Origin of the sequence: Pseudomonas sp. JV241A (assembly GCF_900275665.1) — a bacterium.
Lineage (GTDB): Bacteria > Pseudomonadota > Gammaproteobacteria > Pseudomonadales > Pseudomonadaceae > Aquipseudomonas > Aquipseudomonas wadenswilerensis.
Genome location: NZ_OPYO01000013.1, coordinates 432,518 through 453,099 on the forward strand (window position 1 = coordinate 432,518; position 20,582 = coordinate 453,099).

The following is a 20,582-nucleotide window of genomic DNA, read 5'->3' on the forward strand; positions in this document are numbered from 1 at the left end:
GCCAAGCGCTGTTCCATCCCCTTCTATTCACCCCGCTGCTCATTCGTTCGAACGAGTGCGGGGTGAGTATTGCCTGTGAAAAAATGGACATGGCTAATTACTTGTCTCTCGCTGCATCCATTCGACTGGCCCTGGGGTGCCTTGTGCTCTCAGGTACAGCCTGTGCCTGGGCCGAAGCCCGAGGGCAGGCCGGGCCCTTGGGGGTGCTGAGCCAGGCGCAAGGCTTGCCGCAGGAATTTGGCGAGCACTTTTTCGATGTGCCCCTGGCCGTTCGCGTCGACCTCGATGGGCGCTACCTGGGCGATGCCCTGGTGGTGCTGTCGCGCGATGAACAGGTGCAACTGCTCGACTTCACCGACACCTTCGAGAGCCACGCCTCCGACACCGAGCGTTCGCGCTGGCGCGAACAGCTCCAGGAGCCAAGGGCGCTGGGCAACTGCCTGTCCAGTTGCCCGCGAGGGCTGGTGGCGTTGCACTACAGCCTGGTGAATTCGCAGCTGTCGATTCTTACCACGGCGGCGGAACGCAGCGATCAGCCGGCGCTTTATCATCAGTTGCCCGAACGTGGCAGCCACGGCTTGCTGCTGCGCAACCAGTTGAACCTGGTCGGTGGCGACCTGGAAACCACCGGTCGTTATGCTGTGCAAGGGCAGGGCAGTTTCGGCAACTGGACCACCGTGGGCGAGGCGCGGTTCGACCGCAACAGCGATTACGTCGAGCAAACCCGGCACCGCGTGGACCAGCTCTATGCCGAGCGTTTGCACGACAAGCACTTCTTTCGCCTGGGTTACTTCACCCCGGGCGCCCAGGGGCTGACCCGCCAGCCGCGCTTGCTCGGCAACCTGCCCGACACCACCCGTGGCCTGATGCTCGGCAGCAGCGACAGCCTGGCGGTCAACAACGGCCAGGCCAGCGCCACTCCGGTCTATGTCACGCCGAACCGCGCCGGGATCGTCGAAATCTACCGTGATGGTGTGCTGATCAACAGCCAGGCGGTGCAGGCCGGCTTGCAGGCGCTGGATACCCGGGTGCTGCCCGGGGGGATCTATGAGGTGGAGATCCGCCTGATTGAAGACAACCAGGAAACCTCACGCAGCGAAGCCTTCATCTACAAGCCCTCCAACTGGAGCAACGCCGAGTCGCCGTGGCGCTACAACGTTTACATGGGGCAGCAAAGCAGCCTGTGGAGCAATTGGGACAAGGACTATGACAACAGCCTGACGGCCGGCGTCTTCACCAACTACCTGTTGCACCCGCGGGCGGTGCTCGGGCTCTCTGCCCAGCGAATCGACGAACTTATGCAGTATGGCGGCTCGCTGGATTGGGATGTGCTCGATCCGCTCAAGCTGTACGGCAGTGTTTTTCACACCGAAGACCACGGCAACGGCTATGACCTGCAAGGCATCTACAACTACGCCTCGGGTTCGCTGGTGTTCAGCCAGAGCCGTTCCTGGCTGGACAGCCGCCGCTTCGAGGAGGAACAGCCCGTCTCCTACCGTGACTACAGCGTTCGCGAAGTCCGCCAGAGTGCGCTGTCGCTCAACCACCGGGTCGATCGGCAAAGTACCGCAACCTTGCGGGTGTCGCACAGCAGCGGCACAGGGGCCGATGGCATGGGTTTCGATGTCGGCTGGGGCTACTTCGGCAAGTTGCTGAACTCCGACACCAACTGGCGCCTGTCGCTGTTCGATCGCCCGGGCACCAGCAGCTCCGGCGACGCGCGCAACCGTGGCGTCACCTTGAGCATGAGCATGAGCCTTGGCGGGCCGGGACGAAGGATTTCGGCAACCCTGGGCAGTCGCACGTCCCGCGACGGTGCGCGCGACCAGAACGCCTCGCTGACCTATCAGCAGGACGTTGACTACGGCGCCCTGCAGAGCCTGGCCGGTACGGTTGCGCTGGACCGCTACGGTACCGGGTTTGGCGGCAGCGCCTTGTTCGAGAGCCCGTTGCTGCATGGCGATGCCTATGCCCAGCGCTCCTCCTACAACGGCGAGCTGACCGCGGGTTTGAACCTCGACAGTGTGCTGGCGATTGGCGCCGGCAAAGTGGCGATGTCCGGGCAGTACCTGCCCCACGAGGCAGGCCTGATCGTCGACGTCGATTCGGACCTGCAAGGTGTGCGCATGCGTGCCGATGACCGACACGGCCACAGTGCAGTGCTGCGCCCGGGGCGCAACGTCATTCCGGTCAGCGCCTACAAGGCCGGCCAGGTGCACTTCGACTTCGACGGTAACGACGCCCATACGGCGGTCATCCAGCCTTCGACGGTCGAGTATCACCTCAACCGTGGCGGGGTCGACTATCACCGCATCCGCGTGATGCAGACCCTCACCGTGATCGGTCGCCTGGTCGACGCCAAGGGGCAGCCGCTCAGGGGCGCGCTGGTAATCAATCACGCCAGCCGCAGTGTCAGCGAAGCGGATGGCTTTTTCGCCATCGAGATGAGCGAGTCGACACCGACCCTGGAAATTCGCCGGGGCGCCGATGCCTTGTGCCTGGTCAGTTTCGATCAGGGCAAGTACACCCGGGAGAACGACGTTCTGCTGGTCGGTGACCTGACCTGCGCCGGGGCCAATGTGGCCCAGGCCGAGCTGAAACAAACAAAGGAGGATGCTTGATGCGATGGCTGGAAAAACCTCGGTGCGCAGCCTTTGCCGCACTTCTCGCGACGCTGGCAGCGTTGTGCCTGGGGCCGCTCGCAGGCGTTGCCCAGGCCAGCGTGGTGGACATTACTGGCGAGTACGCGCCAGGTTATAGCGGCAGGCCGCCCAGTGGTTTCGTCAACACCACGCCGCGGGCAGAATTCTGCTCGGGGTTTGTGTCTTGCGCCGGCAGCGAGTATCGATACACGGTCAGTTTGCCGCTGAGATTCTCTACGGCGGTCATCCGCCGTGCACCGAATATTCGCGACAGCTACTACTTCCGGCTGCCGGCAACCAGAACCCTGAATCTGGTCAATGAGCAAGGAGAGTCTTTTTCTGTCCGGTTCAGGCCTACGCATTTCGGTTTGAGGATCCAGCCGGGTTATGCGGTCCTGGTCGGGCCAAGTCAGGGGGTTTGCGTTCCTGCGGCGGTTACTGAGCATCAAGCCGTTACCCAGTACCTGGGCCGGGTCGATATGCTGGTGCCCGGCGGTTGCTACATGGACGCACGAGACGGCAGTGCCGGGTCTGTTGTGAACGTCGACAGCACCGTCACGGGCCTGGGTTTTGAGCTGGTGTTGCCGTCACCTCTTTCGTTGAAAAGTGGCATCTACCGGGCTCAGTTGCAGTTGAGCGTCGGTGGTAGCGGTGCGGACTTCGACCTGGGTAACCGAGTCACCAGCGTCAGCACCGACCTGCTAACGCTGAATTTCGAGTTCACTGTCAAACACCCCTTGAAGGTCGAGTTTCCGGCCGGTTCCGAGCGGGCGGTGCTTGAACCACCAGGCGGCTGGATGGGCTGGATCAATCGCGGCGCGCCGCCCCAGCGCCTGTACCGGATCCTGCCGTTCCGGATCTGGACCACCGGTGCAATCAGCGTGCATACCCGCTGCGAATACGACCTGGGTGGGCGTTGTGGCATTCGCGGTCGTGGCGGCCATCAGGTTCCGCTGAAGGTTGCCCTGACGCTGCCGGCAAGCATGAGGCACCTCGGTGCGCCGGTGGACAACCTGGTGTTGCCGGTTGGCGCTCCGTCCTCGCTGACCATCGAAACCGTCGAGGCCACGCTCGATCGCCAGGCGCGCCTGCTATTCGAAGTGTCACAGGCCGACACCGCCTCGATGCTCTTGTACCCGGGTGAAACCTATCAGGGCGACGTGACGCTGGTTCTGGATGCCGCACTTTAGACGACCGCTAACCGTCGGCAATGGAAATTTCTCTGTTAGATCAGGACGTTTCCTACGGACCCTGCCGGTTGCTCGGTCTCGTCTAGTGCATGAGAATGATATTAATTAGCCAGTTATGCTGGGAGCTAAATAGATGAAAGGAACGCTGGCAGTACCGCTGCTGTTGATGTCGATGGTCACCACCGCGCTTGCCGGTCCCGAGCTCAATATCGGTACGTTCTACGACTATCTGGACGGCGGCAAGAGCACGCTGCTCAAACGCGTGCGCAATGGCGGCGACACCACTGCGTTCGTCAAGGTCAGCGTCGTCGAGATGGTCTACGACAACCAGGGTCAGGCGCGCGAGGTCGAGATGGATGGCCGCGAGGCGTTGCAGCGTGGCCTGGTGGTCAGTCCCGCGCGGCTGATCATCCCCGCCAATGGCATGCAGGCGGTGCGCTTGCTCTATCGTGGGGAGCGTGACCACGAGCGCTACTTCAGGTTGCGTTTCATCCCGGTGCTGCCGGAGGTCAACGACGGCTTCGCGATTACCGAGGACGAGGCCGAGCGTTATGAGGACGCGCTGAAGGTCGGCGTCAACATTCTTGCCGGTTACGGCTCGATACTCTTTATACGGCCACAGGCAAGTCGCTACCAGACCGCCATTGAGCATGAGGCAGGGCGCTTCCTGGTCCCCAACAGGGGCAACACCACGATTGTCCTTGATCATTTCAATGACTGCGCTGCGGGCAACAAGGACTGTGCCCCGGCGACCAAGCACCATGTGTTACCGGGCAATACCCGCGCATTCGAGAAAAAGGCCGGACGCCACTACCGCTTCGAGCTGGTCGAGGGCGAGCAGAGCCGCGAAATTGCCTTCAAGGGGTGAATCGGACCCAGTCACCATCGTGGTATGAGGGAAAGCATGAGTAGTGTCCTGATCGTGGATGATCACCCGTTTATTCGCTCCAGCGTCAACCTGCTGCTGGTCAGCGAACGCTTCAAGGTGGTCGGCCAGACCGATAACGGCATCGATGCCGTACGCCTGGCGCGTGAGCTGACCCCTGACCTGATGATCCTGGATATCAGCATCCCGGGGCTCGACGGCCTGGAGGTCATTGCCCGGGTCAAGGCGATGAAGCTGGCGCTGAAAGTTCTGATCTTGACCTCACAACAGGCCGATTACTTTTCCCTGCGCTGCATGAAGGCGGGCGCGGTCGGCTATGTGTCGAAAACCGATGACCTGTGCGAACTGAGCAAGGCCGTGCATGCGGTCATGTCTGGCTACACCTACTTCCCTGAAGTTGCCCTCAGCTCTGTGAGCAGAGTCGATGTCCGGGCCTCGGAGGCCGAGTGCATCGCCAGCCTGACCAATCGTGAACTGCTGGTGCTGCAACAGCTGGCCCGTGGCTTGAGCAACAAGGCCATCGGCGATGCGATGCTGTTGAGCAACAAGACCATCAGTACCTATAAAACCCGTCTGATCGAAAAGTTGAGGGTCAAGTCGTTGGTGGACCTGGCGGATGTCGCCAAGCGCAACCTGCTCGTTTAGGTTGCCGAATTTTGTGCATGCTCGCTTGCTGCAAGCGCTGGTGTTGCTGGCACTGCTGTGCCTGGCCGGGGTGGCAGGCGCCCAGGAAGTACCGCAGAGCATATGGCCGGATGCAATCCGCGGCTTGCACGCCTTAGAGGCTCACGCACACGCGGCGGTGGTGCAAAACCCCACGCTGGCGAGAGTCGACAGCTTTTGGCACGAGAACGGGCGCTTGATCGCCCAGGCCTGTGCGGTGGTCGGCAGCTTGCTGGCATTGGCGCTGATCTGGATTCACTACCTGCGCCAGTCGATCCGCAAGTGTGAACGGGCCGAACGGGCGCTGACCGCGATGTACGCCGAACTGCAAGCGGCCAAGGAACAGGCAGAGGCGGCCAATCAGGCCAAGACGACGTTTCTGGCGACCATGAGCCACGAGATCCGCACGCCGATGAATGCCCTGCTGGGCATGCTGGAGCTCGCCCAGGAAAAGGCCGATCAGGGCGTGCTCGATCGGCTGGCCATCGAGGTGGCCTCAAGCTCGGCGCGCGGTCTGCTTGAGTTGTTGGGCGATGTGCTGGATGTCACCCGCATCGAGTCCGGCCATTTGCTGCTCGAGCCGCGCCGCACCCCACTGCGTCAGCAGGTCGAAGGGGTGGTGCGCATGTTTGAACAGCAGGCCTTGAGCAAGGGCCTGCGCCTGCATCTGGAGGTTATCGGTGCGCTGGAAAGCGATGTGTTGCTCGACGCCCTGCGTTTCAAGCAGATTCTGTCCAACCTGATCAGCAATGCCATCAAGTTCACCCGTGAAGGCTCAGTGCGGGTTCGCCTGGAAACTCAACGGCAGCGCCACCGGGTCGCGGTCACCCTGGTGGTGGAAGATACCGGCGTCGGCATTCCCATGGCCGACCTGGCACGCCTGGGCACACCCTATTGCCAGGCCAGCAACAACCGGCAGGCGGGGCGCAATGGTGCGGGGCTGGGGCTGAGCATCTGCCGGATGCTGTGCGAGCTGATGGGCGGGCGCATGCAGCTGGACAGCAGTATCGGTGTTGGTACGCGCGTCGAGCTGCAGTTGAGCCTGACCTGCCTGCCACCTTCGGCTTCCAGCGACGTGCCAGGTGGGCGCCGGGAAAACGCTGGCGGGGTGAAGCCGCTCAAGGTGCTGGTGGTGGATGACTATCCGGCCAACCGCATTCTGCTCATGCATCAGCTGGGCTATCTGGGCCATCGTGTGCGGGTTTGCGAGCACGGCGGCGAGGGGTTGCGTTGCTGGCTGCGAGAGTCGTTCGATGTGGTCCTCGCCGACTGCAACATGCCGATCTTCGATGGCTATCGGCTGGCCAGGGCGATCCGCGAGCATGAACGACGGACAGGCAGGCGGGCCTGCCAGGTGCTGGCGGTGACCGCCAACGCGCAGGCGTCGGAGCGCGCCCGTTGCCTGGCGGCGGGGATGAATGCCTGCCTGTTCAAGCCCTTGAGCATCGATGACCTGGCGCAGGCGTTGGGGGGTGTGGCGGGCCGCACCGTGGTGCCGGTGGCGGCTGAGGCATTACCGGTGCTGCCAGGCATGGACATTTCCAGCCTGCTGGTGCTGGCCGCAGGTGATCAGGGCAAGGTGCAGGCCCTGCTCGGCGATCTGGTCAGCAGCAATCGCCAGGATCTGCGGCAGTTGGACCGGCTGCATGACGGCAAGGACCTGGTGGCGCTGGCCGACCTGGTGCACCGTCTCAAGGGCGGCGCCCGGATGATCCGGGCGCATGAGGTGCTGGCAATCTGTGTCCAGCTGGAACAGGCCTGCACCTCGCGGGCTCCAGCCCACCGTATCAGTCAGCTGGTGCAGATGTTGCGACAGGCGATTGTCGATCTCGAGCAGCACCTGGAACGCTATTGTCAGGGCGAGGCGGTCAGCCCTTGGTGATCAGGTTGCCGGCGTGCAGCCCGCATTCCTTCTGGGTTGACTCTTCCCACCACCAGCGGCCTTCGCGCTCGTGCTGGTTCGGCAGCACCGGGCGCGTGCAGGGTTCGCAGCCGATGCTGATGAAGCCGCGCTCGTGCAGGCTGTTGTACGGCAGCTCGAGCATGCGGATGTAGCCCCAGACTTCTTCGCTGCTCATCTGCGCCAGCGGGTTGAACTTGTACAGGGTGTGCTCGGGGGTGGAGAACGCGCTGTCGATTTCCAGCGCGGCGACCTGGCTGCGGGTGCCCGGGCTCTGGTCACGGCGCTGGCCGGTGGCCCAGGCGCTGACGGTGCTCAGCTTACGCCGCAGTGGTTCGATCTTGCGGATGCCGCAGCACTCGCCATGGCCGTCCTTGTAGAAGCTGAACAGGCCTTTCTCTTTGACCAAGGGCTCGAGCTTGCTGTGGTCGGGGGAGAGGATTTCGATCGGCAGCTTGTACTGTTCGCGCACCTGGTCAATGAAGCGGTAGGTTTCCGGGTGCAGGCGGCCGGTGTCGAGGCTGAAGACCTTGACGTTCTTGTTGAGCTTCCAGGCCATGTCCACCAGCACCACGTCCTCGGCACCGCTGAAGGAAATCCACAGGTCATCGCCGAAGTGCTCGAAGGCCAGCTTGAGGATGTCTTGTGGCGACTTGTTGGCGTAGGTCGCGGCCAGGGCGGCGACGTCGAAGGGTTGGCTCATCAGGCGGCTTCCGGTCATTGAATGGCGCTTGGCGCTCGTAATACCTGCGATCTTAACAAAAATTGCCGGTGTCGACGCCGCGCATGTAGAGTGCGGCTTCCCATTTTTGGCGTTGTTCGAGGAGTGTGCTGTGGAAATTGCCTGTCTCGACCTGGAAGGTGTGCTGGTCCCGGAAATCTGGATCGCCTTCGCGGAAAAAACCGGAATCGAATCGCTGCGGGCCACCACCCGCGACATTCCCGATTACGACGTGCTGATGAAGCAACGCCTGCGCATTCTCGATGAGCATGGCCTGAAGCTTTCCGATATCCAGGCGGTGATCGCCACGCTCAAGCCGCTGGACGGCGCCATCGAGTTCGTCGACTGGCTGCGTGAGCGCTTCCAGGTGGTGATCCTTTCCGACACCTTCTACGAATTCTCCCAGCCGCTGATGCGCCAGCTGGGCTTCCCGACGCTGCTTTGCCATCGCTTGATCACAGACGAAACCGATCGGGTTACCGGTTACCAGTTGCGCCAGAAAGATCCCAAGCGCCAGTCGGTGCTGGCCTTCAAGAGCCTATATTACCGGGTGATTGCTGCGGGGGATTCGTACAATGACACCACCATGCTCGGCGAGGCGGATGCAGGGATTCTGTTCCATGCGCCGGAGAACGTGATCCGCGAGTTTCCGCAGTTCCCGGCGGTGCATGATTTCGAGGCGCTGAAGAAAGAGTTCATCAAGGCTTCGAACCGGTCGTTGAGCCTCTGATGGTTTTGGGGCTGCGCTGCAGCCCATCGCCGGCAAGGCCGGCTCCCACAATGGTCCAGTGCATGCATTACCTGTGGGAGCCGGCCTTGCCGGCGATGCTTTTCAGAGGCCCTGCAAGGTCTCGAGCAACACCTTGACCTTGGTGATCGACTCTTCGTACTCCGCCTGCCAGTCCGAATCCGCCACCACTGCGCCACCCCCCCAGCAGCACACCTGACCGTCCTTGACCAGCAGGCTGCGGATAGCAATCGAGCTGTCCATCTCACCACGCACGTCCACATACAGCAGGGATCCGCAGTACAGCGCCCGGCGGCTGGGCTCCAGCTCGTCGATGATCTGCATGGCGCGGATTTTCGGGGCACCGGTGATCGAGCCACCGGGGAAGCTGTCGGCGATCAGGTCCAGGGCATCCTTGCCGGCGGCCAGGCGCCCGGTGACGCTGCTGACCAGGTGATGCACGTTGGGGTAGCTTTCCAGGCTGAACAGTTCCGGCACCTTCACCGAGCCGATCTCGCAGGTGCGCCCCAGGTCGTTGCGCAACAGGTCGACGATCATCAGGTTCTCTGCACGATCCTTGCGACTGCCCAGCAGTTCGGCGGCGTTGCGCGCATCTTCAGCGGCATCGCTGCTGCGTGGGCGGGTACCCTTGATCGGCCGGGTTTCTACCTGGCCATTGCTGACCTGGATGAAACGCTCCGGCGAGAAGCTCAGCAGCGCGCTGCCATCGGCCAGTAGCTGGAAACCCGAATAGGGTGTCGGGCACGCCTGGCGCAGGGCCTGGTAGGCGTGCCAGGGGTCGCCTTGGCACGGCGCGCGAAAGCGTTGGGTGAGGTTGATCTGGTAGCAGTCGCCAGCATGGATGTACTGCTGCACGCGGTCGAAGGCCTGGCGGTAGGTTTGCGCGCTGATATCGCCGCGCATCGGTGCTTGCAGCGAGAAACCGGTGGCGTCGGCGGGGGCGGGAGCCTCGAACAGTTCGATCAGGCGCTGGCGCTCGGCCTCGGCCAGGCTTGGGTGAAACAGCAGCTGGCTGCGCTTGAGCTGGTGGTCGCTGATCAGCGCCCAGGCATACAGGCCAAGACTGGCATCGGCCAGGCCCAGGTCGTCGACGGCAATGCTGGGCAAATGCTCCAGGCGCCGGCCGAAGTCGTAGCTCAAGTAGCCGATCAGGCCACCGGCAAACGGTAGTTCGATGCCATCGGGTACATCCGCCCGGCCCAGTTGCGCCAGGCTTTCACGCAGGCGCTGCAGGTAGGCGCTGCCGCTTTCATCCACAGTGGGCGCCAGGGTCTGCAGTGGCCAGGCACTGAGCAGGTCAAAGCGGCCACGCTCGGCGGTCGGCCGGGCGCTGTCGAGCAGCACGGCGCCGGGAGCCTTGCGGACGCGCGCGAAGTAGGCCGCAGGGTTGGCCTGGTAGGGCAGGGGATGGAGCGTACAGGTCGGCATGCAAGTAACAGCTATGAATGCGGGGGAGGCGATTGTAGTCCTCTGTAGGAAATGCTCCTAGCGCTGACTACGACATTGAGTCTCCAGCCCGCGCCAGCCGGGAAGGCTGACGCAGGCGGAGTGTTGACTCAGCTCGGCACGTGGCCGAACAGCTCCTGGGCGAAGCGCACGCGCTCTTCGACGCTTTCCTGACGGCCGTCTTTGGCCAGCTGCTCCAGGTGCGCCTCGACTGCGTGGGTACGCAGGGTCAGGCCGCAGTCGTTGGCGATCTGGATGTTCAGGCCGGGGCGGGCGTTGAGCTCGAGGATCAATGGGCCCTTGTCCTGGTCCAGGACCATGTCGACGCCGATGTAGCCCAGGCCGCACAGCTCGTAGCAGCCGGCGGCAAGCTTCATGAAGCCGTCCCAGTTCGGCAGTTGCACGCCGTCCACCGCGTTGGTGGTGTCCGGATGCTTGCTGATGATGTTGTTCAGCCAGGTACCGCGCAGGGTCACGCCGGTAGCCAGGTCCACGCCGACGCCAATGGCGCCCTGGTGCAGGTTGGCCTTGCCGCCGGACTGGCGGGTCGGCAAACGCAGCATGGCCATCACCGGGTAGCCCATCAGCACGATGATGCGGATGTCCGGCACGCCTTCGTAGCTGATGCTCTTGAAGATCTGGTCCGGGGTGACCCGGTACTCGATCAGTGCGCGGTCGCGGTGACCGCCCAGGGAGTAGAGGCCGGTGAGAATGCTGGAGATCTGGTGCTCGATTTCCTCGTGGCTGATGATCTTGCCCGAGACCGTGCGATAACGGTCTTCGAAGCGATCGGCAACCACCAGGATGCCGTCACCGCCGGCACCCTGGGCAGGCTTGACGACAAAGTCGCTGCGCCCGCCGATGATTTCCCCGAGCTTGTCGATCTCTTTCTCGGTGGAGATGATCCCGTACATTTCCGGCACATGGATGCCGGCCTGGATCGCACGCTCCTTGGTGATGATCTTGTCGTCGACGATCGGGTACAAGTGGCGCTTGTTGTACTTGAGGACGTAGTCCGCATTGCGCCGGTTGATACCCATGATGCCCCGGGCCTCCAGGGCTTTCCAGGTTTTCCAGAGACCGAACATCAGGCGTCAGCCTTCACGAAAGCCTTGAAACGCACCAGCTCCGTCAGGCGGTAGCCGCGGTAGCGACCCATCGCCAGCATGAAGCCGACCAGTACCAGCAGCACCGCCGGGAAGGTGAAGACGAAGTACACCAGCTCCGGCACGCTCATCAGCAGGTGCGCCAGGGAGGCGGCGAACAGGGTGCCGATCGCCACTTTCATGGCATGGCCGCCACCGCGTTCTTCCCAGGTGATCGACAGTCGCTCGATGGTCATGGTCAGGATCACCATCGGGAACAGCGCCACCGACAGGCCGCGTTCCAGGCCCAGCTTGTGGCTGAACAGGCTGATCGCGGCGATCAGCACCACGACGAAGGTCAGCACCACCGACAGGCGCGGCAGCATCTGCAATTTAAGGTGTTCGAGGTAGGAGCGTAGCGACAGCCCGAGCGCGGTAATCACCGTGAACAGGATGATGCCGAAGCCCAGCTGGGTTTCGCGGAAGGCCAGGGCGATCAGCACCGGGGTGAAGGTACCCAGGGTCTGGATGCCGATCAGGTTGCGCAGCACCAGGATCACCAGTACGCCGATCGGGATCATCACCATGATCATGAAGGTCTGCTGGGTCTGCAGCGGCAGGCCGTACAGCGAGTATTCGAGGAAGTCGGCGTCGGTGTTCTCGTCGGTCAGCTTGGCCAGGCGAATGGCGTTCATTTCGCTGTTGTTGAGGCTGAAGCTGACGTTGGCTTTCTTGCCGCCATCGACGGTGATCAGGTTGTCATCGCCGGTCCACCACAGCAGGCGGTCGGCAGGCAGGCCTTGCTCGCCGGTGTCCGGGTTGAAATACAGCCAGTCGGTGCCGTTGAAACTGCGCAGCCACAGTTCCGGGGTTTGCGGCTGGTCGGCGACCAGGCGGATGGTGTGGACCTTCTCGACCGGTACGTGGGCGATGGACAGCAGCAGGTCGATGACCTTGGCCTTGTTCAGCGACGAGGTGTCGCCGGCCAGCAGCAGCTTGACGTTGTCGTCGTTGAGGTTGTTGACCCGCTTGATGGTTTCGCCGACGAAGGTTTCGACGTCGGCCGAGTGCTGGCGAATAGGTGCCATCAGGGCTTCGGCGGCGATCTTCTCGGGGCCTTCGACGGCCAGGCTGTCACGGAAGGTCGGGCCCTTGATCTTGGCCTTTTCGGTGCTGTAGCGCTTGGTCAGCACCAGGCGGTAGTAGAGGGTCTGGTTGCCGTTGGCGCGGCGTGCCGACCAGGTCACCTTGCGGTTGCCGTCGACGCGGTTGACGCTGACGCCATAGTTATTGGAGATGAAGCTCTCGTTGAGGCTCACGTAGTCGCGGCTCAGCGGTGGTACGAACATCTGGACCTTGACCGGGTCCTTGGGGCTGGCGACGAACTCGACCTTGGCGTCGATGTTCCACAGGTCATCGGTTTCATCCTCGGTCACCGGAATGCCGAGAAAGAAGATCTGATAGGCCGTGACCAGGATGCCCAGTAGCACCAGGACGGTAATCAGGACTTTCAGATGGAGGGTAAGAGAGCGCATCAGGATTACTCTGCGGTGTGAGCGTCAGTGGCGCAGGCGGGTTTGCCGGCAGCGTATTTAAGGCTTGGATCGACCAGCGCGTCGAAGTGCTTGAGGGCCTCGGAGCCGATCAGCAGCGGATACTGGAACGCGCTGCGGTCGGTCAGGTTCACTTCGATGCTGCGCAGGGCCGTACCCATGCAGATGTTCATGGCAATCACCGGACGGGCGGTATAGGCCTTGCCTTCGTCCGGGTCGTAATCACCGGCGCGTCGCTTGATCTTGCTGACGCGGGCCAGTGGTCGTTCTATCGGATGCGAGTGGGCAGCGTCAATTGCCAGGTAGAAGCGCACCCAGGACTCACCGTTGCGCTTGAAGCGCTTGATGTCGCGGGCACTGAGCGAGGCGGTCTTGGCCCCGGTGTCGAGTTTGGCTGCCACTTCCAGGTCGATATCGGCCAGGCGGGCGTATTCATTAAGGCCGTACACGGTCTTTTCCGCGGCCTGGCCCAGGGCCGGCAACAGACAGAGGCTGAACAACAGTGGGAGGGGCGTAAGTCTCATAAATCCTGGCGCGGTGCTGTGCGATGTTCGGGTCAAGGCCACTGGCAGTACTGCGCAAGCTTCCTCGTTTACCTGGCACCTGCATGAACAGATGACAGACACACTATTCGTGCCCCGTCGGGAGGCGCGGCATTCTATCACGCTGGTGTGCTGGCGCCAGCGGCTGCACTCAGACAACAGCGGGGACCTTGAAGTTCGTTCTTAGACGATTGTCGACAATGTTGATTTTGTCTTTGACTATTCATGCTGGTTTGGCTAGTTTTGCCCTCATTGATTTATGAGGTGTCGACAATATGCTGGACACAGCCCAAGCCCCCGGCACAGTGGCAGACGACAGCGAAACCCTCTCGGAAAACGTCTTCCGGCGTATCCAGGCGGCTATCGTCAAAGGCGAGATCGCCCCCGGCAGCAAGATCTCCGAGCCTGAGCTGGCGCGCACCTACGGCATTAGCCGCGGGCCGCTGCGCGAGGCGATCCACCGCCTGGAAGGCCAGCGCCTGCTGGTGCGCGTGCCCCATGTCGGGGCACGGGTGGTGTCGCTCAGCCATGCCGAGCTGATCGAGCTGTACGAGATTCGCGAGTCCCTCGAAGGCATGGCCTGCCGCCTGGCCGCCGAGCGTATGAGCGTAGCCGAGATCGACGAGCTGCGCCGGGTGCTCGACACCCACGAGCGCGACGCCACCTTCCAGGCCGGCCTTGGCTATTACCAGCAGGAAGGCGATTTCGACTTCCATTACCGGATCATCCAGGGCAGCGGCAACCGCACCCTGGTGCAGATGCTCTGCGGCGAGCTGTATCAGCTGGTGCGCATGTATCGCATCCAGTTCTCCGCCACGCCCAACCGGCCACGCCAGGCGTTCGCCGAACACCACCGGATTCTCGATGCCATCGCCGACCGTGACGGTGAACTGGCCGAGCTCTTGATGCGCCGTCACATCGGCGCCTCCAAACGCAACATCGAGCGTCACTATCTGGACGCTACCAGCCCACGAGGTGAGTCATGAGTCAGAAAAGCAGTCCCGGCCAGCGCTTTCGCGATGCAGTTGCCGCCGAACACCCGTTGCAGGTGGTCGGTGCGATCAACGCCAACCACGCGCTGCTGGCCCAGCGTGCCGGTTTCAAGGCCATCTACCTGTCCGGTGGCGGCGTGGCCGCAGGCTCGCTGGGCCTGCCTGACCTGGGCATCAGCGGCCTGGACGACGTGCTGACCGACGTACGGCGCATCACCGACGTCTGCGACCTGCCGCTGCTGGTGGACGTCGATACCGGTTTTGGCTCCTCGGCGTTCAACGTTGCGCGTACCGTCAAGTCGATGATCAAGTTCGGCGCCGCCGCTATCCATATCGAAGACCAGGTCGGTGCCAAGCGCTGCGGCCACCGCCCGAACAAGGAAATCGTCTCCCAGCAGGAGATGGTCGACCGCATCAAGGCCGCCGTCGACGCCCGTACCGACGACAGCTTCGTGATCATGGCGCGTACCGACGCGCTGGCCGTCGAAGGCCTGGAAGCGGCCCTGGACCGCGCCGCCGCCTGCATCGAGGCCGGTGCCGACATGGTCTTCCCGGAAGCTATCACCGAGCTTTCGATGTACAAGACCTTCGCCGACCGGGTCAAAGCCCCGATCCTGGCCAACATCACCGAGTTCGGCGCCACGCCGCTGTACACCACCGAAGAACTGGCTTCGGTCGATGTCTCGCTGGTGCTCTACCCGCTGTCGGCCTTCCGCGCCATGAACAAGGCTGCCGAAAACGTCTACACCGCGCTGCGTCGCGACGGCACGCAGAAAAACGTCATCGACACCATGCAGACTCGCATGGAGCTGTACGACGCCATCAACTACCACGTGTTCGAGCAGAAGCTCGACGCACTGTTCGCCCAGAAAAAGGGCTGAATGCCCGAACCTGTAGGCGCGGGCTTGCCCCGCGATTAGCCAAGATTCCATAACAATTTCAAAAGTGGAGAAAGACATGGCCGAAGCAAAAGTACTCAGCGGTGCCGGCCTGCGTGGTCAAGTGGCCGGGCAAACCGCACTGTCGACCGTAGGGCTGGCCGGTGCCGGCCTGACCTATCGCGGTTATGACGTGCGCGACCTGGCCGAGCACGCGCTGTTTGAAGAAGTCGCCTACCTGCTGCTGTACGGCGAGCTGCCGAGCAAGGCGCAGCTGGCCGAGTACCAGCACAAGCTCAAGGCCCTGCGTGACCTGCCGCAAGCCCTGAAAGAAGTGCTCGAACGCATTCCGGCGAATGCTCACCCGATGGACGTCATGCGCACCGGTTGCTCGGTGCTCGGCACCCTGGAGCCGGAGCTGACCTTCGACCTGCAGCACGACAAGACCGACCGCCTGCTGGCGCTGTTCCCGGCGGTAATGTGCTACTGGTACCGCTTCACCCACGATGGCGTGCGCATCGACTGCACCAGCGATGAAGACACCATTGGCGGCCACTTCCTGCACCTGCTGCACGGCAAGAAGCCGAGCGAGCTGCACGTCAAGGTGATGAACGTCTCGCTGATCCTCTACGCCGAGCACGAGTTCAACGCCTCGACCTTCACCGCGCGGGTCTGTGCCTCGACCCTGTCCGACCTGTATTCCTGCGTCACCGCGGCCATCGGCTCGCTGCGCGGCCCGTTGCATGGCGGCGCCAACGAAGCGGCGATGGAGCTGATCGAGCGCTTCCAGAGCCCGCAGGAAGCGGTCACCGAGCTGCTGCAGATGCTGGCGCGCAAGGACAAGATCATGGGCTTTGGCCATGCCATCTACAAAGAGTCCGACCCGCGTAACGAAGTGATCAAGGCCTGGTCGAAGAAGCTGGCCGATGAGGTGGGTGACACTGTGCTGTACCCGGTGTCCGAAGCCATCGACAAGACCATGTGGGAGCAGAAGAAGCTGTTCCCCAATGCCGACTTCTACCATGCCTCGGCGTACCACTTCATGGGCATCCCGACCAAGCTGTTCACCCCGATCTTCGTCTGCTCGCGCCTGACCGGCTGGGCGGCGCATGTATTCGAGCAGCGTGCCAACAACCGCATCATCCGCCCGAGCGCCGAGTACACCGGCGTCGAACAGCGCAAGTTCGTGCCAATCGAACAACGCTGAGACTGGCGGGCAAACGGCTTACGCTCCCTTCCTGCGGGTGGGAGCGGGCTTGCCCCGCGATGCGATGTACTTGATAGATCGCTATCGCGGGGCAAGCCCGCTCCCACAGTAGCAAGAAGGGGCTAGTCGGATTGCCTCCCGACCCTACCGTGATTGAGTCCCTGTGCCATGAATAGTGAATTTCGCAAGAACCTGCCGGGCACTGGCCTGGATTATTTCGACGCCCGCGCGGCGGTCGATGCGATCAAGCCCGGCGCCTATGACCGTCTTCCTTATACCTCCCGCGTACTGGCGGAAAACCTGGTGCGCCGCTGCGATCCGGCCAGCCTCAATGCCTCGCTGGGCCAGCTGATCGAGCGCAAGCGCGACCTCGACTTCCCCTGGTTCCCGGCCCGCGTGGTGTGCCACGACATCCTTGGCCAGACCGCGCTGGTCGACCTCGCCGGCCTGCGCGACGCCATCGCCGAAGGTGGCGGTGACCCGGCCCAGGTCAACCCGGTGGTGCCGGTGCAGCTGATCGTCGACCACTCCCTGGCGGTGGAATGCGGTGGTTTCGACCCGCAGGCGTTCGAGAAGAACCGCGCCATCGAAGACCGCCGCAACGAAGACCGTTTCCACTTCATCAACTGGACCAAGAAGGCGTTCAAGAACGTCGACGTGATCCAGCCAGGCAACGGCATCATGCACCAGATCAACCTGGAGAAGATGTCGCCGGTGATCCATGCCGAGCGCGGCGTGGCCTACCCGGACACCTGTGTCGGCACCGACAGCCACACCCCGCACGTCGATGCCCTGGGCGTGATCGCCATCGGCGTCGGCGGCCTTGAAGCCGAGAACGTCATGCTCGGCCGCGCCTCGTGGATGCGCCTGCCGGAGATCGTCGGCGTCGAGCTCTCGGGCAAGCCGCAGCCGGGCATCACCGCCACTGACGTGGTGCTGGCCCTGACCGAATTCCTGCGCAAGGAAAAGGTGGTTGGCGCCTACCTGGAATTCTACGGCGAAGGTGCTCGCGCCCTGACCCTGGGCGACCGCGCGACCATCTCCAACATGGCTCCGGAATACGGCGCCACCGCGGCGATGTTCTCCATCGACCAGCAGACCATCGACTACCTCAAGCTCACCGGCCGTGAAGACGAGCAGGTCAAGCTGGTGGAAACCTACGCCAAGGTCGCCGGCCTGTGGTCCGACAGCCTGGCCAACGCCGAGTACGAGCGGGTGCTGCGCTTCGACCTGTCCAGCGTGGTGCGCAACATGGCCGGGCCATCCAACCCCCACGCCCGGGTCGCCACCAGCGACCTGTCGAGCAAAGGCATTGCCGGCCAGTGGGACGAAGTGCCGGGGCAAATGCCCGATGGCGCGGTGATCATCGCTGCGATCACCAGCTGCACCAACACCAGCAACCCGCGCAACGTGATTGCCGCCGGTTTGCTCGCACGCAACGCCAACAAGCTTGGCCTGGTGCGCAAGCCGTGGGTGAAATCGTCGCTGGCACCGGGCTCGAAAACCGTGGCCCTGTACCTGAAAGAGGCGGGCCTGGATGACGAGCTGGAGCAGCTCGGTTTCGGCATCGTCGCCTTTGCCTGCACCACCTGCAACGGTATGTCCGGTGCGCTTGATCCGGTCATCCAGCAAGAGATCATCGATCGCGACCTGTACGCCACCGCCGTGCTCTCGGGCAACCGCAACTTCGACGGCCGTATCCACCCGTACGCCAAGCAGGCGTTCCTGGCATCGCCGCCGCTGGTGGTGGCCTATGCGATTGCCGGCACCATCCGCTTCGACATCGAGAAGGACGTGCTGGGCGTGGTCGATGGCAAGGAAATCCGCCTGAAAGACATCTGGCCAAGCGACGAAGAGATCGACGCGGTGGTCAAGGCGGCGGTCAAGCCCGAGCAGTTCCGCCAGGTGTACATCCCGATGTTCGCCGTGCAGGAAGACACCGGGCCCAAGGTCACCCCGCTGTACGACTGGCGCCCGATGAGCACCTACATCCGCCGCCCGCCGTACTGGGAAGGCGCCCTGGCCGGCGAGCGCACGCTCAAGGGCATGCGCCCGCTGGCGGTGCTGCCGGACAACATCACCACCGACCACCTGTCGCCGTCCAACGCCATCATGCTCGACAGCGCGGCCGGTGAGTACCTGGCGAAAATGGGCCTGCCGGAGGAGGACTTCAACTCCTACGCGACCCACCGTGGCGACCACCTGACCGCGCAACGCGCAACCTTCGCCAACCCCAAACTGTTCAACGAAATGGTCCAGGAAGGCGGCAAGGTCAAGCAGGGTTCGCTGGCGCGCATCGAGCCGGAAGGCAAGGTCACCCGTATGTGGGAAGCGATCGAAACCTACATGCAGCGCAAGCAGCCGCTGATCATCGTTGCCGGTGCCGACTACGGCCAGGGCTCGTCCCGTGACTGGGCGGCCAAGGGCGTGCGCCTGGCCGGTGTCGAGGCCATCGTCGCCGAAGGCTTCGAGCGAATCCACCGCACCAACCTGGTGGGCATGGGCGTGTTGCCGCTGGAGTTCAAGCCGGGCGTCAACCGCAAGACCCTGGGCATCGACGGCACCGAAACCTTCGACGTGCTCGGCCAGCGCACCCCGCGGGCGACCCTGACCCTGGTTGTCACCCGGGCCAACGGCGAACGTGTCGAAGTGCCGGTGACCTGCCGCCTGGATACCGCCGAAGAAGTGTCGATCTACGAAGCCGGCGGGGTGCTGCAGCGCTTTGCCCAGGACTTCCTCGAATCGGCGGTAGCGGTTTGATGGGTTGAGGTACAGGCAACTTGCCCTCTGTGGGAGCTGGCTTGCCAGCGATGCCGGCACCGCGCAGTTGCATAGACCGCGTCGATGCCATCGCCGGCAAGCCGGCTCCCACAGGGAAGGTGAATAGCCTGAAGATTGCTGAACGACAACAGGACAAGACCCCCATGGCTCACGTACCCCAGATCAAAATCCCCGCCACCTACATCCGTGGCGGCACCAGCAAGGGCGTTTTCTTCCGCCTCGACGACCTGCCGGAAAGCGCGCAGATCCCGGGCCCGGCCCGCGACGCGCTGCTGCTGCGGGTGATCGGCAGCCCCGACCCCTATGGCAAGCAGATCGACGGCATGGGCGGCGCGACGTCCAGTACCAGCAAAACCGTGATCCTTTCGCGCAGCATCAAGCCCGAGCACGATGTCGACTACCTGTTCGGCCAGGTCTCGATCGACACCGCGTTCGTCGACTGGAGCGGCAACTGCGGCAACCTCTCGGCAGCCGTCGGCTCGTTCGCCATCAGCGCCGGCCTGGTCGACAGCGGCCGCATCCCGCACAACGGCATGGCCGTGGTGCGCATCTGGCAGGCCAATATCGGCAAGACCATCATTGCCCATGTGCCGATCACCAATGGCGAAGTCCAGGAAACCGGCGACTTCGAACTGGACGGCGTAACCTTTCCGGCCGCCGAGGTGCAGCTCGAGTTCATGGACCCGGCCGCCGATGAAGACGGCGAGGGCGGCTCGATGTTCCCCACCGGCAACCTGGTCGACGACCTGGTGGTGCCCGGTGTCGGCACGCTGAAGGCCACGCTGATCAATGCCGGCATTCCGACCATCTTCATCCAGGCCGAAGCCATCGGTTACACCGGCACCGAGCTGCAGGACGCGATCAACAGCGACCCGCAAGCCCTGGCCCGTTTCGAGACCATCCGTGCCTATGGCGCGGTGCGCATGGGCCTGATCGAGCATGTCGACGAAGCCGCCAAGCGCCAGCACACACCGAAAGTCGCCTTTGTCGCGCCACCGGCGGCCTATCAGTCATCCAGCGGTAAAGCCGTGGCCGCCAGCGACGTTGATCTATTGGTAAGGGCGCTGTCCATGGGCAAGTTGCACCACGCCATGATGGGCACTGCCGCCGTGGCCATCGGTACTGCCGCGGCAGTGCCTGGCACCCTGGTCAACCTCGCCGCCGGTGGTGGCGAGCGCACGGCCGTACGTTTCGGTCACCCCTCGGGCACCCTGCGCGTTGGCGCCGAAGCCCGGCAGGTGAACGGTGAGTGGACTGTCACCAAAGCAATCATGAGCCGTAGCGCTCGCGTACTGATGGAGGGCTGGGTACGGGTACCCGGTGATGCCTTCTAACCAGTAGCGGCGCT

At 63.2% G+C, this 20,582-nt stretch carries 16 protein-coding genes; 11 read left to right on the forward strand and 5 right to left on the reverse strand.

Annotation, left to right across the window (positions count from 1 at the left end):
* The first annotated feature begins 89 nt into the window (after positions 1–89).
* From JV241A_RS08675 to JV241A_RS08695, 5 genes are all read left to right on the forward strand, one after another.
* Positions 90–2,621, forward strand: coding sequence for a TcfC E-set like domain-containing protein (locus tag JV241A_RS08675; protein ID WP_134062062.1), 2,532 nt, complete (start codon positions 90–92; stop codon positions 2,619–2,621).
* Positions 2,621–3,832, forward strand: coding sequence for a hypothetical protein (locus JV241A_RS08680; RefSeq protein ID WP_134061963.1), 1,212 nt, complete (start codon positions 2,621–2,623; stop codon positions 3,830–3,832). The genes JV241A_RS08675 and JV241A_RS08680 overlap by 1 nt, the downstream gene beginning before the upstream one ends.
* A 133-nt stretch (positions 3,833–3,965) precedes the next feature.
* The gene (locus tag JV241A_RS08685) at positions 3,966–4,700 is read left to right on the forward strand and encodes a molecular chaperone (protein WP_134061965.1); all 735 of its coding nucleotides are present in this window, start codon (positions 3,966–3,968) and stop codon (positions 4,698–4,700) included.
* Between the two features lie 36 nt (positions 4,701–4,736).
* Positions 4,737–5,363 (forward strand): response regulator transcription factor, encoded by a 627-nt coding sequence (locus JV241A_RS08690; protein ID WP_134061967.1) that lies wholly within the window; start codon positions 4,737–4,739, stop codon positions 5,361–5,363.
* A 13-nt stretch (positions 5,364–5,376) separates the two neighbouring features.
* Complete coding sequence (locus JV241A_RS08695; protein WP_166675665.1) at positions 5,377–7,263, forward strand: ATP-binding protein; 1,887 nt, start codon at positions 5,377–5,379, stop codon at positions 7,261–7,263.
* Here the strand turns inward: JV241A_RS08695 and JV241A_RS08700 are convergent.
* Positions 7,250–7,984 carry a phosphoadenylyl-sulfate reductase gene (locus JV241A_RS08700; RefSeq protein WP_115086352.1) on the reverse strand — a complete coding sequence of 245 codons (735 nt, stop codon included), beginning with the start codon at positions 7,982–7,984 and terminating at the stop codon, positions 7,250–7,252. The two genes, JV241A_RS08695 and JV241A_RS08700, sit on opposite strands and share 14 nt — an antisense overlap.
* A 130-nt stretch (positions 7,985–8,114) precedes the next feature.
* Here JV241A_RS08700 and thrH point away from each other — a divergent pair, with 130 nt between their 5' ends.
* Positions 8,115–8,732: a bifunctional phosphoserine phosphatase/homoserine phosphotransferase ThrH gene (gene thrH, locus JV241A_RS08705; RefSeq protein WP_038609216.1), complete on the forward strand. Its 618-nt coding sequence runs from the start codon at positions 8,115–8,117 to the stop codon at positions 8,730–8,732.
* Between the two features lie 102 nt (positions 8,733–8,834).
* Here the strand turns inward: thrH and pabB are convergent, their stop codons facing one another.
* The 4 genes from pabB to JV241A_RS08725 form a co-directional block, all read right to left on the reverse strand.
* Positions 8,835–10,178, reverse strand: a complete 1,344-nt coding sequence (pabB, locus tag JV241A_RS08710; RefSeq protein WP_134061971.1) for an aminodeoxychorismate synthase component I — start codon at positions 10,176–10,178, stop codon at positions 8,835–8,837.
* A 128-nt stretch (positions 10,179–10,306) separates the two neighbouring features.
* Positions 10,307–11,284: an alpha-L-glutamate ligase-like protein gene (locus JV241A_RS08715; RefSeq protein ID WP_115086188.1), complete on the reverse strand. Its 978-nt coding sequence runs from the start codon at positions 11,282–11,284 to the stop codon at positions 10,307–10,309.
* Entirely contained in the window at positions 11,284–12,816 is a 1,533-nt protein-coding gene (locus tag JV241A_RS08720) for an inactive transglutaminase family protein (RefSeq protein WP_115086189.1), read from the reverse strand. The genes JV241A_RS08715 and JV241A_RS08720 overlap by 1 nt, the downstream gene beginning before the upstream one ends.
* A gap of 5 nt (positions 12,817–12,821) precedes the next feature.
* A complete protein-coding gene (locus JV241A_RS08725) occupies positions 12,822–13,358 on the reverse strand; it encodes an ATP-dependent zinc protease (RefSeq protein WP_026001282.1) in 537 nt (178 codons plus the stop codon).
* 293 nt (positions 13,359–13,651) lie between these two features.
* Between JV241A_RS08725 and JV241A_RS08730 the strand changes: the two genes are divergently transcribed.
* The 5 genes from JV241A_RS08730 (at position 13,652) to prpF (ending at position 20,568) form a co-directional block, all read left to right on the forward strand.
* The gene (locus JV241A_RS08730; protein ID WP_045194728.1) at positions 13,652–14,362 is read left to right on the forward strand and encodes a GntR family transcriptional regulator; all 711 of its coding nucleotides are present in this window, start codon (positions 13,652–13,654) and stop codon (positions 14,360–14,362) included.
* A complete protein-coding gene (prpB, locus tag JV241A_RS08735; protein WP_010222526.1) occupies positions 14,359–15,249 on the forward strand; it encodes a methylisocitrate lyase in 891 nt (296 codons plus the stop codon). The genes JV241A_RS08730 and prpB overlap by 4 nt, the downstream gene beginning before the upstream one ends.
* Before the next feature lie 76 nt (positions 15,250–15,325).
* Positions 15,326–16,453: a 2-methylcitrate synthase gene (gene prpC, locus JV241A_RS08740; RefSeq protein WP_115086190.1), complete on the forward strand. Its 1,128-nt coding sequence runs from the start codon at positions 15,326–15,328 to the stop codon at positions 16,451–16,453.
* A 168-nt stretch (positions 16,454–16,621) separates the two neighbouring features.
* Positions 16,622–19,213 carry a Fe/S-dependent 2-methylisocitrate dehydratase AcnD gene (gene acnD / locus JV241A_RS08745; protein ID WP_134061973.1) on the forward strand — a complete coding sequence of 864 codons (2,592 nt, stop codon included), beginning with the start codon at positions 16,622–16,624 and terminating at the stop codon, positions 19,211–19,213.
* 164 nt (positions 19,214–19,377) lie between these two features.
* On the forward strand, positions 19,378–20,568 hold the full coding sequence (prpF, locus tag JV241A_RS08750; RefSeq protein ID WP_134061975.1) for a 2-methylaconitate cis-trans isomerase PrpF: 1,191 nt from the start codon (positions 19,378–19,380) through the stop codon (positions 20,566–20,568).
* The last annotated feature ends 14 nt before the right edge of the window (positions 20,569–20,582 follow it).